The following is a 14476-nucleotide window of genomic DNA, read 5'->3' as shown; positions in this document are numbered from 1 at the left end:
CGTACCCTTCTCCCGACACCCTCCGCCCGGCTAGCATTGGTCTAGACCTGACCGGACGCCGCTCAGCACACCGGGACCCCCGTCCCGGCGGAGAGGAAAGTGATGACCCAACTACGCCCCGGCGAGCACATGGCCGCGGAAATCTCGGAGCAGCCCGGCATTCTCGCCGGGCTGGTCGAGCGGCGGTCCGGCATCGCGGAAGTCGCGGAAAAGATTTCACAGAAACCGCCCCGGTTCGCTTTGCTCGCCGCTCGCGGTTCGAGCGACCACGGCGCGCTGTACGCGAAATACCTGATCGAGGTACTCCTCGGCCTTCCGGCCGGGCTCGTGTCGCCGTCCACCGCGACGCTGTACGGCGCTCGTCCGGACCTGCGCGACGTGCTCTTCATCACGGTCAGCCAGAGCGGCGGTTCGCCGGACTTGATCGAGGTCACCGAGGCCGCCCGCCGTCAGGGCGCGCTGACCGTGTCGGTCACCAACACCCCGGACTCGCCGCTGCGCGCGGCTTCGGAACTGGGCGTGGACATCGGCGCCGGGGTCGAGAAGGCGGTCGCGGCGACCAAGACGTACTCCGCGACGCTGATGGCGCTGTACCTCTTCATCGACGCGATTCGCGGCGGCAAGGGCGAGGACGCCGAGAAGATCGGCGAACTGGCCCAGCAGACGCTGGACGGCGCCGTCGAAGGCGTGCAACGCGCGGTGGACCGTTATCGCTTTGTCGACCGCGTGCTCACCACCGGCCGCGGCTATTCCTATGCCAGTGCGCTAGAAGCGTCGCTGAAGCTCGCCGAGACGAGCTATCTCGCGGCCCGCGCGTACAGCGGCGCGGACCTGCTGCACGGTCCGGTCGCGGCGGTCGACGGCGAGACCGCCGTGCTCGCCGCCACCAGCCTCGGCCGCGGCGGCGAGGCCATGCGCGAGGTCCTCGAAGCGGTCGGCGAGCGCGGCGCGGACGTGCTCGCGATCGGTTCGGCGGCCGACGACGTGCCCGCCGCGCTGCGCATCCCGGTCGCCCCGACCGTCGAGGAATTGGCTCCAGTGCTGGAAATCCTGCCGATCCAGCGGATCGCGCTCGGGCTGTCGCTCGCGCGCGGCGGCAACCCGGACAACCCGCGCGGCCTGCTGAAGGTGACCAAGACCCGGTGAGCCTCGTAGTAGGCGTGGACGCCGGCGGCACCTCGACGCGAGCGATCGCGGTCGACGCCGCCGGCGTCGTGCACGGCACCGGAGCCGCGGCGGGCGCGAACCCGAATTCGCATCCGCCCGCGGAGGCGGCGGCCCGGATCGCCGGAGCCATCGAGTCCGCAGTGGACGGACGGACCGACGTGCTCGGCGTCGTGGTCGGCATGGCGGGCGAGAGCAAGCTGTCCGACCCGGCGGTCGCCGCGGAGTTCACCGCGGCGTGGGAGCGGATCGGTCTCGGCGGACTGGTCCGCACGACCGGCGACGCCGAGGTGGCCTACGCGTCCGCGACGGCCGAGCCGGACGGCACCGTGCTCGTCGCGGGCACCGGTTCGATCGCCGGGCGCATCCGCGGCCGCCGGATGGTCGCCACCGCGGGCGGGCACGGCTGGCTGCTCGGCGACGAAGGCTCGGGCTTCTGGCTCGGCCGCGAAGCCGTGCGCGCCACTCTTGCCGCGCTCGAAGGCGACGGCCCGCTCGACGGTCTGGCCGAGGCGGTCCTCGCCGAAGCGTTCGGACCGTCCGCAGTGGACTTGTCCGATCGCTTCGCCGTCATGTGGTCGCTGGTGACCCATGCCAATGCGGAACCGCCGGTCCGGCTGGCCCGGTACGCGCCGCTGGTGAGTGCCGCGGCTGCCGCCGGCGAGCCGGTCGCGGAGGAAATCGTCGAGCGGGGCGCCCGGCATCTCGTGCGCGTAGCTCGCGCCACGCGCGAGCCGGGAGAAAAAACTCCGATCGTGCTCGTGGGCAGCGTGCTGGCCGAAGACAGCCCGGTCGGGGCTCGCGTGCGGGCCGAATTCGCCGGGCTCACCGTTCTGACCAGCTCCGATGGCGTGCTCGGCGCGGCCTGGCTCGCGGCGGTCCAAGCGTGGGGCGAGGACACCCCGCGACCATCCCGACGGGTGAATGCCACCAAAACTTGAGCGGAAGAGTCGAAACCGTCGACTCAACCCCTCCCGTCCGGGTACCGTAGGAACCGGCCCCCGGACCCTCCCCCCTCGCCGGGGGCCGCCTAACTTCCGGGTCCGCTTCCGGACTCGCCCGCACCCGGGTCTTTCGCCAGGCGAAGGCCCGGGTGTTCTGCGGGAAGGGTCCGGTAGAGGACCCAGCCGCTGACCGCCACGGTCGCGGCCACCAGCGGCCAGGAGAGCACGGTGCGCGCCACTCCGAGCGCCACCACCTGCCCGGTCCACCACAGCAGTCCGTAAACGACCACTCGCAGCAAGTACTGCAACACCCACACGCCGCTCGCCCACGAGTACGCGCGCAGCAGAGCAGGATCGCGCCGCCAGCGGGTCTTCTGCCCGAGAACCACTCCCACGATCACGCCGAGCAACGGCCAGCGGACCGCGATGCTCGCCGCGAACAGCAGCGCGCTCGCCGCGTTCGAGAACAGCTGCAGCAGGAAGAAGTCCTCGGCCCGGCCGGTGTGCATCGCGATCAGCGCGGCGATCACCACCGCGGCGAGGCTGACCACCACCGCGCGCGCCTTGTCGCCGCGGACCAGCCGGTACGCGCCGAGCAGCACGGCGACGCCGATCGCGACTCCGGCTCCCCAGGCGATCGACTGGCCGGAAGCGAGCCAGCCGACGACGAACGCGGCGGGCGGGATACTGGCGTCGATCGCGCCGCGCCGCCCGCCGAGGATCTGCGTGAGCGACTCCCGCGCCGGCCCCTTCGCAGTCTCGTCTGTCACAGCTTCCAGCCTGCCGCAACTCGCCGCGGACCCCCAGGTCGGGAGACCTACCCCACACGGCGTCCGGTACGCGCCCGATCGCGAGGTTCGTCCCGGTGAAATCGGCGTAATAGGGAGGCGCGAAACCCCGACAAGGTAAGAGACTGTGACATCCGGCTGAACCGGTCGTGTCCGACGGGAAGGATATGGGGATATCCGACTGTTAGTTGGGGTGTACAACTAGGTCCGGGAGTTCACGGGGAACAGGCGCACACCAGCGGGAAAGGGGAACCCAGCGTGTACGGGATCAACAGCTACGTAGCCATCGGGGACAGCTTCACCGAGGGCCTCAACGACCATCGGGGCGACGGGACGTTCCGCGGCTGGGCGGACCGGCTCGCCGAGATGCTGGCCGGCGACGAGCCCGGTTTCCAGTACGCGAACCTGTCGCTGCGCGGCAAGATGCTCGACGAGATCATGGACGAGCAGCTCCCGATCGCGCTGGAACTGAAGCCGGACCTGGTCACGCTGTGCGCGGGCGGCAACGACGTGATCGTGCCGGGGGCGGACGTCGACGCCATCGCGGAGCGCTTCGAGGCGGGGGTGGCGAAGCTGCGCGCGGCCGGGATCCCGGTGGTGATCTTCAACGGGCCGGACACCAAGACGCTGTCGGTGATGAGCGTGCTGCGCGGCAAGGTCGCGATCTACAACACGCATCTGTGGGCGATCGCGGCCCGGCACGGCGCGAAGATGGTCGATCTGTGGACCATGGAGCCGCTGCACGACCGTCGCGCGTGGAGCGACGACCGGCTGCACTTCACGTCGGACGCGCACCGGCGGATCGCGCTGCACACGGCCGAGGTGCTCGGCGTCCCGGTCACCGAGGACTGGCGGGAGCCGTACCCGGAGGGCACCGAGCAGGCCACGTGGATCACCTCGCGGCGGTCCGACCTCGCCTGGACCAAGGTGCACCTGCTGCCGTGGATCCGCCGTCAGCTGCGCGGCGAGTCCATGGGCGACGGCCTGTCCCCGAAGCGCCCGGAACTGGCTCCGCTCATCCCGCTCGTGCCGGACAACCCGGCGAGCATCGACCTCGACGTGCGAGGCGATGTGCGAGGCAACGCGACCGCCTCCTGACCCCCGTCCCCCGACAGTGCCGGCACCGGTGACCACCGGTGCCGGCACTGTCTTGAGAGCCACCCGAACGGCGGCCGTCACCAGGTCGCCAACCGGACGGGCCCGGCATATGGTCCTTTTATGTCCGGTGCACGAGGGTGGCTTCGCTTGATCCCCGTCGCAGTGGTGGTCACGGCCCTGCTCGCGGGCCTCGTGACTTGGCTGCAGGGCAGCGGAATCCAGGACGACCTCGCCGCGCGGTCACGCTCCGCGCTCGACGCGGCCGGCCTCCGCGGCGGCGAGGTGAAATTCTCCGGACGGCAGGCGACCCTCGAAGGGTTCCCCGCCGAGGAAGCCGGTCGCGCGCTGGGCATCGTGCAGGGAGTCGACGGGGTCGAATCCGCGCAAGCCTCCGGCGGCGCCGGGCCGGCGCAATCCGCGCCCTCGCCCGAACCGTCGACGACGCCGCCCAGCCCGCCGCCCTCGAGCCCGCCGCCGAGTTCGTCCGCCCCGCCTTCCGCGCCGCCGACCGACCGCGACGGAATCCAGGCCGAACTGGACCGCAAACTCGCCGCCGCGCCGATCACCTTCGAACCGGACACCGCACAGCTCACCGACGAGGGCGAGCAGGCCGCGCGCGACCTCGCGCCGTTGCTCCGCGACGCGCCGGACAACTTCCGCTACCGCCTCGTCGGCCGGGTCGCCGACGGTCCGGGCGGACGCGGTGCCGCGCTGAAGCTTTCCCGCAACCGGGCGCTGACCGTGATCCGGCTGCTGATCCGGGAGGACGTGCCGCCCGACCGACTGCTCGCGGTGGGCAGCACGAGCGGTTCGGACAGTTCGGACAACGGGGGCGACAGCGACCGGCGGGTCGAGATCACTGTGGAACAGAGGTGATGGCGGATGCTCTGGCTCTTCGGGCAGATCTGGCTGTGGCTGCTCGTCTCGTTCCTGCTCGGGGCGGCGGTCATGTGGCTGTTCACGCGGGTCTCCCGGCCGAAGGCCGAAGCCGAGGCTGAGCCGTACCGGCCGGCGTCCGCGCCGGCGGAGGAGCCTGCCGAGGAGACCCGGCACATCCCGCCGGCGAACCCCTACGAGGACTACGAGGAACCGGCGTACCCGCACTACGAAGACCCGCCGGAGCGCGTCTACAACGACTATCCGGAGGTCGACCCGGACGAGCCGTACCGCGGGCAGGACTCGGCCGGGCATCCGCTGCCCGATCCCGAGCCGCGGCTGTCCGGCGAACTGAGCTGGCCCGAGGACGACCAGCGGAGTCCGCACTGGCCGCACGACCAACCCGCGCCCCGCCGACCTGGACGCAGTGGCTGACACCCACCTGGTAGATTCGGCTACGCACGGTAAGCGGGCGCCGAGGGCCCCGGGCGATGTCAGGAGGTCCGATGGCGCTTCCGCACTGGACGCCACAGAACCTGCTGCCGCCGGGACGCCACCACGCCGACCTCGCCGACGTCTACGAGCGGCTGGTCTACGACGCGCCGCACCAGAACGAGCGCGAGATCCTCTTCAGCGCGCTCAACAGCTACCTCGGGGTCGCCCAGCGGGTGATCACGTCCGGGCGGGCCTGGCTCGGCGGCGCGTTCGTCACCCGCACGGCGCATCCGCCGCGCGGGCTCGACGTGGTGCTGCTGCCGGACGAATGGGGCGCGTTGAAGCGGCTTGACGACACCGGCCGCACCGCGTTGTACGGCCTGCTGACCCTGCGCGGCATCATCGTCGGCCAGCCCGCGATGTACCTCGACCAGATCCAGCCGGTCGGAGGCATGCTCGACGGTTTCCTGTGCCGTCCCGGCGACGAGGACGTGTGGGAATCGGTGTGGGCCGAAGGCGGCAGAGGCATCCCGGAGATGGTGTGGTGAGGAACGAGTTCCGGCGGATCGCGGACGAGATCCCCGGCGGCACGTGGCTGGACGACCTCGCGCGCGCGTCGGCGATGGCGGCGAACGCGAAGTTCGAACGCACCTGCCGCGCGCCTTTGCTGCACGTGTCGGTGATCGGCGAAACGCACATCGACGCGTACACCTTTTCCGACATCAGCCGTGCGCTGCAGGACGCGACGGCGAAGATCGGGCACATCATCCGCAATCCGTCGAACGAGGTCACCTTCGTTCAGCAGGCGGACCGGGACAAGGCCCCGCTGATCCAAAAGGGACAGGCGGGCAACGCGATCTTCTTCGGTTTCCCGGAACCGGCGGTCGACGACGCGCTGATCCACGACGGCATCGAAACGTTGTCCGAGCGCGCGGTGAAGGAACTCTGCGATTTCCTTCCCGCCAACGGTTCCGACGACGGCGCGCTCGACGCGGTGCTGCTGCAGCGCGACACGGTGCGCAACGCGGTCAGCGACGTCGTCAACGCGGTCAGCAAGCACGCCGGCATCGGGATGGCGCTCACGCCCACCGCGGGCGAGCAGGTGACCCGGAGCATGACCACCGAACAGGCCAGGGTGCTGCAGGGCAGTCTGCGCGAGTCGCGCGAGGCGGTCGGCTACGAGACGGTGACCGGACGCCTCGACGGCGTGCGCACCCGGCGGCGGATTTTCTACCTGGAGCGGGAATCGGGCGGAACCATTCAGGGCGCGGTCGCCCCGGATCTGCTCGACCAGATCAAGGAAAACCTCGATCGCCCGGTGACCGCGCGGTTGCGCGTCGTGCGCACGACGACCATCGACGGGCGGCGCGGCAGGCCGGTGCACGAACTTCTCGAGATCACTCCGGAAGTCAGTCTTTTCGATCAGTGAATGGCGCGCGGACCACCGCGTCGCCAGGTCAGGCTGCCGGCAAGCCCGCGGCCCTCTTCGGAATCATCCGGCTTTTCCGGCCAGCAAATGGCGCCGCTTCGCGCAATCCGACGGGAAATGACCTCGATCGCCCGGACGCGGTAAATGGATGACATTGTCACTCGATAACGATTATTCCAACCTCTCGGGCATCTGCGTTAGCGTCTTCGCCATCCCAGCGGAAGAGGCACGCATGACGACCGAGCAGCCGTATCCGGCCGCACCCGCGCGACACAGCAGGACCACCACTCGCCCTGGTCCGCACCGTCCGCCCCAGCAGGAGCCGCCCCGGAGGCGCGCGAACTGGCCGGGCGGTCTCGCGGTCGTTCTCGGACTGGCCGCGCTCGGCGTCGCCTTCCTCCCGGACTGGGGTTTCCTCGCCTGGCCGGTCGCCGGGGTCGGGCTCGCCGCCGGAATCGCGGGAATCGTGCTGTCCTCCAAGGGGGCAATGCGCGGATTGGGTGTCGCGCTCACCGGAACCGCGCTTTCCGCGCTGGCCGCCGTGCTGTGCGGCACGATGCTGCTGTACCCGTCGATGTTCGGCACCGCGCGGGCGGGCGAATTGCACATCCCGCCGCAGCCGGGCGAGAAGCATTCGGTCGACTTCGTGGTGACCTCGGCGGGCGGCGCGACGGTCCGCTACGGCACGCTGAACGACCAGCGCACCGCGTCCACCCCGCCGAGCACCGACGACTGGCACGGCCACGCCTCCTACAACGGCGGCACGCCGATCCTGTCGCTCACCGCGGACACCGCCAACGCGGGCGTGACGAACCAGATCAGCTGCCAGATCCTCGTCGACGGCAAGAAGGTCGCCGAGAGCAGCGGCAGCTCGATCGCGCTCTGCACGGCGAACGTCGACTAGGCCTGGCGGCCGGCCGGCCTACCCCCATCTCGGCCGGCCAACCGCCACCGAACCGCTCCTGGCGGCTCTTCCAGGTCCGCGCGGTACTGCCGCGGTCCCGTCGCCGGCTTCACAGCCTGCCCCTCCCCTAGGGCTCCGCCAGCGTCGCGGCCGACCCTACGCGCGCTGACCGCCCGATGGCTAAGAATCCGCTAAGCGGACGCGATTATTACCCCGTCGACCTGCGAAAACACAGCTGAACATTGTACAAGAGCCGGGCTCGCCGACTGCCCGCTCACTCGTGAGTGGCGATGCCGGTTCTCACCGGGATCGCCACTCACGAGCCCCGAGATGGCTGCACGGCGTCAGGTGGCGTGGCGCTAGACCGACTCGAGGTCGGCCGCTTCCTTGCGCAAGTCCTCGACCTGCCGGGGGTTCATCCGCTCGTACAGCGCCACCGCGAGCCGGTACTGCTCGCGGGCCTCGTCCAGTCGTTCCTGGCCGCGCAGGACCCGCGCCAGGGTGACCCGCAGGATGCCCTCCTGCAGCTCGAACTGCCGCGATACAGCAAGCGAGACCGCCTCCCTCGCGTAGCGTTCGGCGGCTTCCAGGTCGCCGATGCCCAGATGCAGTTCGGCGAGGTTGTTCAGGGACACCACGGCGTAGCTGTCGTCGCCGAGCTGGCGGTCTATTTCCAGCGAGGCCAGCTGATGCGTGATCGCCTCGGCGGGTCGGCCAGCGCGCTTTTCGGTCTCGGCGCAGTTGTTGAGCGCTTGGCCGCGCAGCTCGAGATCGCCGGTGCGTTCGGTCTCCGCGACGGCTTCCAGCAGCCGTTCGATCGCCTCCGAGTAGCGGCCGAGCAGGGTCAGCACGCTGCCGAGGTGGATCTTGGCGACGATGAGCGAACGCCCGTCGAGGCGGGTGGCCAGGCCGACCGCGCGTTCGGCGTCGGCGATGCTGCCCTCGACCAGTTCGAAAGTGAGCGCGATGGCGCAGCGGGAGATCAACATCCAGCACTGGCCGAGCGGTTCGTCCGCGGCCTCGGCGGCGGCGAGACCGAGGTCGACCAGCCGGATCCATTCCTCGTACAGCGGGCAGACGACCCGGTAGGTGTGCGCGACGCGGGCGAGCCGCAAGACGTCGGCGTAGCGGCCGTCGGCGTACGCGGCGTCCAGCACGGCCAGCAGGTTGGGCCATTCCGCGGCGAACCAGTCCTGTGCCTGGGCGAAGGTTTCCAGCGGCGGCAGCGCCTCGGCCGGGACGAGGCCGGTGAGGTCGAGGGGGTCGACGATGCGCAGCATCTTCCGCCGTGCGGTGTCTGAGGCGGCCTGGTGGTAGCGGATCGCCCGGTCGAGCACCGCCGCGCGTTCCGCGGGGTCCAGTTCGGTTTCCGCCAGGTCCCGCAGGTACAGCCGGACGAGGTCGTGCGGGGCGAAGGCGTCGCGCGAGATCTCGGCGATCAGGTTGTGCGCGGCGAGCGTGCGGAGGTCGCGGCGGGCCTGCTCCACCGAGATCTCCGCGATGGCCGCCGTCAGGTGCGGTCCGGCGTGCCGGGCGGGCACCGCGGCCAGCCGCAGCAGCGTCCGGGCGAGTCCGTCCGGCAGGCCGCGGAACGAGACGTCGAACGCGGCCCGCACGCCGTCGTCGGCTCCGGTCACGTCGAGCCCGGCCAGGCGGGTCCGTTCGTTTCCCAGCTCCCCGACGAGATCCTTGAGTGTCCACTGTGGACTGGCGGCGAGCTTGGCCCCGGCGATCCGCAGCGCGAGCGGCAGGTAGCCGCACAGCCGGGCGAGCGCGTGGTTGAGGTCGAAGTCCGCGGGCCCGGCCAATTCCTCGATGACGCTCACCGCGTCTTCCGGCGCGAGCGTGCCGAGCACGCGCAGCTTCGCCGAATGGGAGACCGCCAGCGCCTCCAGCCGCGACCGGCTGGTCACCACCGTCATCGACCGCGCACCCGGCGGCAGCAACGGACGCACCTGTTCGGCCGAACGCGCGTCGTCGAGCAGCACGAGCATCCGCCGCCCCGCGATCAGCGAGCGGTACAGCGCGACGCGTTCGTGCAGGTGCTCCGGCACCTCGTCCGCGGGCACGCCCAGCCCGAGCAGGAACTGCGACAGCAGATCGCCCGGTTCGAGCGGCGGGTGATGCGGATCGAACCCTTGCAGCGCCGCGTACAGCACGCCATCCGGGAACAGCCGGGCCGCGCGATGCGCCCACCAGATGACCAGCGCGCTCTTGCCGACCCCAGCGGTGCCGGACACGATCACCGTGCTGTCGCCGCGCTCAGCGAGCCCGTCGAGCCATTCCACCTCGGCCTCGCGCCCGGCGAGCGTCGGCAGCGCGGGCGGCAGCTGGGACGGGGCGACGGCCTGCTCCGGCACCTCGCTCTCATGCGCGGCGAGATCGTCGTTGAGCACCCGCTCGTGCAGCGAGCGCAGATCGGCGCCGGGTTCGACGCCGAGCGAGCCGAGCGTGGCCCGCGAGACGGTGCGGTACAGCTCGAGCGCTTCCCCGCGTCGCCCGGCGTGGTAGAGCGCGCGCATCAGCTGTCCGGCGGTGCGTTCGGCGAGCGGATCGGCGCGGACGATCGGGCTCAGCTCGACGATCAGCTCGTCGTACCGGCCGAGGTCGAGATCCGCATTGACCCGGGCGTAGCGGATCGCGCGCCGCAGCTCGTCCAACTCGGGCGCGCGCACCGAATCGGGCACGCCGGACAACGTCGGTCCCTGCCACAGCGCGAGAGCTTCGGCGAGCAGCTTCGAGGCGTTCTCCGGCGATTCCAGCGCGGCCTGGTCCAGCAACGCCCGGGCCCGATGCGCGTCGATCCGGTCCGGCGCGAGGGAAAGCTGGTAGCCGGGCGGACGGGTGCTGATCTCGGCGACCGGATCGGACATCTCCCGCAGCAGACGGCGCAGCTGCGAGACGTTGCCGTGCACGATCGTGCGGGCGGTGGCGGGCGGATCGTGGCCCCACAGCGCGTCGATGATCTCCTCGAGCGGCACCACCTTGCCCACGCGCAGCGCGAGCAGCGCCAGCAGCCCCTTCACCCCGGGACCGCCGACGGGAACCGCGCGGCTGCCGTCGAGCAGCCGCACTGGGCCGAGCAGTTCGACCCGCGCGCCGCCATCGGCCATGCTCGCGCGCACCTCCCAGGCTCACCCCCAGCCAGACAGGCCAACTTACCGTCAACGGCACCCGGCAGAAACCGCTCTTTCGTGAATTTCGACCCCCGAACAGACGAGTCCGGCCCCGCACCATCAGTCCCGATCTGATGGTGCGGGGCCGGACTCAATGATCGTCGGCCGGGCCGCCAGGGGGCGCGGTCCACCCGTGCATCGCGGCCGTCCGCCCGCGGTTCGGGGGGCTCACCCCGAGCAAGAACCCGGACCGCCTGCGGACAACCATGCCTTCGCAGCGCAGCTGCGAGGTGGCGACAACGTAACAGGGCGCACATTCTTCGTTACGAGCGACCCGCCGTTGGCGAAGGTGTCGCTGGTCACCGCGTGATCGGGGTGGAGTTGCGGCCGGCGATGAACGACGGACGCGGCTCGCTCGCGGCGAACGGCTCCTGCAGCGCGTTGTCCACGCTGTTGAACACCAGGAAGATGTTCGACCGCGGGTACGGGGTGATGTTGTTCGCCGACCCGTGCATGATGTTCGAGTCGAACCACAGCGCCGAACCCGCCGAGCCGGTGAACTGCTCGATGCCGCAGTCGGCGGCGAGCTTGGTGATGTCGTCCGGCGACGGCACGCCCACCCGCTGGTCCTTGAGCGAGCTCTTGTAGTTGTCCTCCGGGGTCTCGCCGACGCACTGCACGAACGTGCGCTGCGAACCCGGCATGACCATGAGCCCGCCGTTGTACGGGTAGTTGTCGGTGAGCGCGATCGAGCAGCTCACCGCGCGCGGCGACGGCATGCCGTCCTCCGCGTGCCAGGTCTCGAAATCGGAGTGCCAGTAGAAGCCGGTGCCCTTGAAGCCCGGCATGTAGTTGATCCGGCTCTGGTGGATGTAGACGTCGGAGCCGAGGATCTGCCGCGCCCAGTCGAGCACGCGGGGATCGCGCACCAGCTCGGCGATCAGGCCGGAGATCTCGTGCACGTCGAAGATCGACCGGACCTCGCCGGTCCGCGCCTCGGTGATGACGCGCTCGTCGTCGCGCAGCTTCTCGTCCGACGACAGCCGGACGACCTCCTGCCAGTACGTCTGGACCTCACCGGGCGAGAGCAGTCCGTCCACGACCGTGAAGCCCTTGGCGTCGTGGTTCGCCAGCGTCGCGGCGTCGATCGGGCCGTCAGCCTCGGTACCCCACACGGTGGGGTGCACGCGCGGAAGGTGTTCCGGCGTACCGGTGATCCGGGTCGGGTAACCGTCGTTGACCCGGGTGTCCATGATCGTCACAGTGGCTCGCCTCCAGTTCTTCTGGCGTTTCTTCTTTCTTGTGGTGGTGGGAGTGACGCAGTGTCAGGAGTCTTCGGTGACGAGCGGGTAGACCCCGTTCTCGTCGTGCACCTCGCGGCCGGTGACCGGCGGGTTGAACACGCACACGCACTTGATCTCGGTCTTCGGGCGGACCTGGTGCTTGTCGTGGTCGTTCAGCAGGTACAGCGTGCCCGGCTTGAGCGGGTACACCTCACCGGTCGCGAGGTCTTCGATCTCGCCTTCGCCGGAGGTGATGAAAACGGCCTCGATGTGGTTGGCGTACCAGAAGTCGTTCACCGTGCCCGCGTACAGCGTGGTCTCGTGCACCGAGAACCCGACGCCCTCCTTCGCGAGGATGATGCGCTTGCTGCGCCAATTCGGGGTCTTGATGTCAGCGTCGGTGTCGGTGATCTCGTCGAGCGTGCGGACCAGCAAGTGACGGGCTCCTTCTTGTTCTTCGGGTGATTACTTGAGGACGGCGGCGACGGATTCGGAGATGATCGAAAGCCCCTCGCTCAGCTCGTCGTCAGTGAGGGTAAGCGGCGGAAGCAGTTTCATCACCTCTCCGTCCGGGCCGGAGGTTTCCATCAGCAGGCCCCGCTCGAACGCCGCCTTGCAGACCGCGCCGGCCAGCTCGCCGCTGCCGAATTCGAGACCGCGCGCCAGGCCGCGGCCCTTCGCGACGAGGTTCGCCTCCGGATAGCTCTCCACCAGGTCCTTGAAGGTGCTCGCGATCCGCTCGCCCTTGGCCTTGGTCGACTTCTCCAGCTCGTCGTCGCTCCAGTAGACGCGCAGCGCCTCGGTCGCGGTGACGAACGCCGGGCTGATGCCCCGGAACGTGCCGTTGTGCTCGCCCGGCTCCCACACGTCCAGCTCCGGCTTGATCAGCGTGAGCGCCATCGGAAGGCCGTAGCCGCCGATCGACTTCGACAGGCACACGATGTCCGGCGAGATGCCGGCGTCCTCGAAGCTGAAGAACGGGCCGGTACGGCCGCAGCCCATCTGCACGTCGTCGAGGATGAGCAGGATGTCGTGCCGCTTGCACAGGTCGTCGAGGCCCCTGAGCCATTCCAGGCGCGCGGCGTTGATGCCGCCCTCGCCCTGCACGCCCTCCACGATCACCGCGGCGGGCTCGTTCAAGCCGCTGCCGGAGTCTTCGAGCAGCTTCTCGAAGTACATGAAGTCCGGCATCGCGCCGTCGAAGTACTTGTCGTAGGGCATCGGCGTCGCGTGCACCAGCGGAACGCCCGCGCCGCCGCGCTTCATCGAGTTCCCGGTCACCGACAGCGCGCCGAGCGTCATGCCGTGGAACGCGTTCGTGAAGTTGATGACCGATTCCTTGCCGGTCACCTTGCGCGCCAGCTTCAACGCGGCCTCCACGGCGTTCGCGCCGCCGGGACCGGGGAAGACGACCTTGTACTCCAGCTCGCGCGGCGCGAGGATCTTCTCCTGGAGCGTCTCCAGGAAGTCCCGCTTCGCGACGGTGAACATGTCCAGCGCGTGCGTGACGCCATCACGCTGCAGGTAATCGATCAGCGCCTTCTTGAGATGCGGGTTGTTGTGCCCGTAGTTCAGCGCGCCGGCGCCGGCGAAGAAGTCGAGGTACGGCTTGCCGTCCTCGCTGTAGATCCTGCTGCCCTGCGCCCGGTCGAACACGACCGGCCACCCCCGGCTGTAACTGCGGACTTCTGACTCGAGCTCTTCGAAGATGCTCATAACGATTTCTTTCGCTCCTACTCGGCGAAATTGACGGGTTATTAGCGGCGCAACGGCCCGATGCGGTAAAGATCCTCGGGCTCGTGCGCCTCCCCCTGCGGAAAATCAGCGACTTCGAACAACCGGCGGTGTTCCAGATCCGCGTCCCATCGCTTCGCGAACGACTCGAAGAGCCGGATCGACGCCTGGTTGTCCGGAGTGATCGTGGTTTCCAGGTACCGCACGCCCTCACCGACCAGACGCGTGTACAGGCTGTCCAGCAACTGTCCGGCCAGGCCTTTTCCGCGCTGCGAGGCGTCGACGGCGACCTGCCACACGAGCGCGACGTCCGGTGCGGACGGCCTTCGGTAAGCGATCACGAATCCGACCGGCTCGCCGTCGACGCGGGCGACGACCGAGGTCTCCGCGAAATCCTTGCACCACAACAGGTACGCATACGGCGAGTTGAGATCAAGCTTCTGCGAATCGCGTGCGATTCGCCAGAGAGCGGCACCATCGGCCTTGGTCGGGGATTCGATCAAGTGCTTTCCGGACATACTTTGGAAACGTAACAGAGAATTTTCGCGCTGCCAGCGATCCATGCCACGCCCACCGCCCTCACCTGGGACGACGGGGATACCCCGGTGAGGAGTGCCACAAACATGTTTAGCCACGCTGAGTTCTGGGCATGCCGTGCGTCTGGGCCGCACACCTGCGGCATGCGACCTGTGTCTCCGACCATGG

The 14476-nt window shown here is 69.6% G+C and carries 14 protein-coding genes; 8 read left to right on the top strand and 6 right to left on the bottom strand.

Annotated elements, in window-relative coordinates:
• Positions 1-102 precede the first annotated feature (102 nt).
• Both ATK30_RS22390 and ATK30_RS22385 read left to right on the top strand, forming a co-directional pair.
• Positions 103-1146 (top strand): SIS domain-containing protein, encoded by a 1044-nt coding sequence (locus ATK30_RS22390; protein WP_167441978.1) that lies wholly within the window; start codon positions 103-105, stop codon positions 1144-1146.
• The gene (locus tag ATK30_RS22385) at positions 1143-2105 is read left to right on the top strand and encodes an N-acetylglucosamine kinase (protein ID WP_101437273.1); all 963 of its coding nucleotides are present in this window, start codon (positions 1143-1145) and stop codon (positions 2103-2105) included. Before ATK30_RS22390 ends, ATK30_RS22385 begins: the two co-directional genes overlap by 4 nt.
• Before the next feature lie 89 nt (positions 2106-2194).
• Here the strand turns inward: ATK30_RS22385 and ATK30_RS22380 are convergent, their stop codons facing one another.
• The gene (locus ATK30_RS22380) at positions 2195-2878 is read right to left on the bottom strand and encodes a DUF3159 domain-containing protein (protein WP_101437272.1); all 684 of its coding nucleotides are present in this window, start codon (positions 2876-2878) and stop codon (positions 2195-2197) included.
• Positions 2879-3154: 276 nt separating this feature from the next.
• Here ATK30_RS22380 and ATK30_RS22375 point away from each other — a divergent pair, with 276 nt between their 5' ends.
• From ATK30_RS22375 to ATK30_RS22350, 6 genes are all read left to right on the top strand, one after another.
• Positions 3155-3994, top strand: coding sequence for an SGNH/GDSL hydrolase family protein (locus ATK30_RS22375; protein ID WP_101437271.1), 840 nt, complete (start codon positions 3155-3157; stop codon positions 3992-3994).
• Between the two features lie 147 nt (positions 3995-4141).
• Positions 4142-4870, top strand: coding sequence for an OmpA family protein (locus ATK30_RS22370; RefSeq protein ID WP_208637395.1), 729 nt, complete (start codon positions 4142-4144; stop codon positions 4868-4870).
• A gap of 6 nt (positions 4871-4876) precedes the next feature.
• Positions 4877-5305, top strand: coding sequence for a LapA family protein (locus tag ATK30_RS22365; RefSeq protein WP_101437269.1), 429 nt, complete (start codon positions 4877-4879; stop codon positions 5303-5305).
• Positions 5306-5376: 71 nt separating this feature from the next.
• Positions 5377-5853 (top strand): DUF6932 family protein, encoded by a 477-nt coding sequence (locus ATK30_RS22360; RefSeq protein WP_101437268.1) that lies wholly within the window; start codon positions 5377-5379, stop codon positions 5851-5853.
• On the top strand, positions 5850-6734 hold the full coding sequence (locus tag ATK30_RS22355; protein ID WP_067580198.1) for a hypothetical protein: 885 nt from the start codon (positions 5850-5852) through the stop codon (positions 6732-6734). Before ATK30_RS22360 ends, ATK30_RS22355 begins: the two co-directional genes overlap by 4 nt.
• Before the next feature lie 232 nt (positions 6735-6966).
• Positions 6967-7638 carry a hypothetical protein gene (locus ATK30_RS22350; protein WP_101437267.1) on the top strand — a complete coding sequence of 224 codons (672 nt, stop codon included), beginning with the start codon at positions 6967-6969 and terminating at the stop codon, positions 7636-7638.
• Between the two features lie 359 nt (positions 7639-7997).
• Here the strand turns inward: ATK30_RS22350 and ATK30_RS22345 are convergent, their stop codons facing one another.
• The 5 genes from ATK30_RS22345 to ectA form a co-directional block, all read right to left on the bottom strand.
• Positions 7998-10751, bottom strand: a complete 2754-nt coding sequence (locus ATK30_RS22345; protein ID WP_101437266.1) for an AfsR/SARP family transcriptional regulator — start codon at positions 10749-10751, stop codon at positions 7998-8000.
• 362 nt (positions 10752-11113) lie between these two features.
• Positions 11114-12016 carry an ectoine hydroxylase gene (thpD, locus tag ATK30_RS22340; RefSeq protein ID WP_101437265.1) on the bottom strand — a complete coding sequence of 301 codons (903 nt, stop codon included), beginning with the start codon at positions 12014-12016 and terminating at the stop codon, positions 11114-11116.
• A gap of 63 nt (positions 12017-12079) precedes the next feature.
• On the bottom strand, positions 12080-12472 hold the full coding sequence (locus ATK30_RS22335; RefSeq protein ID WP_101437264.1) for an ectoine synthase: 393 nt from the start codon (positions 12470-12472) through the stop codon (positions 12080-12082).
• Between the two features lie 30 nt (positions 12473-12502).
• The gene (ectB, locus tag ATK30_RS22330) at positions 12503-13753 is read right to left on the bottom strand and encodes a diaminobutyrate--2-oxoglutarate transaminase (protein ID WP_101437263.1); all 1251 of its coding nucleotides are present in this window, start codon (positions 13751-13753) and stop codon (positions 12503-12505) included.
• Between the two features lie 41 nt (positions 13754-13794).
• On the bottom strand, positions 13795-14289 hold the full coding sequence (ectA, locus tag ATK30_RS22325; protein WP_101437262.1) for a diaminobutyrate acetyltransferase: 495 nt from the start codon (positions 14287-14289) through the stop codon (positions 13795-13797).
• Positions 14290-14476: the final 187 nt, after the last annotated feature.

The organism is Amycolatopsis echigonensis (genome assembly GCF_002846615.1).
GTDB lineage: Bacteria > Actinomycetota > Actinomycetes > Mycobacteriales > Pseudonocardiaceae > Amycolatopsis > Amycolatopsis echigonensis.
The sequence above is the reverse complement of the archived record's forward strand: the minus strand, read 5'-3'. Positions and strand labels throughout refer to the sequence as shown.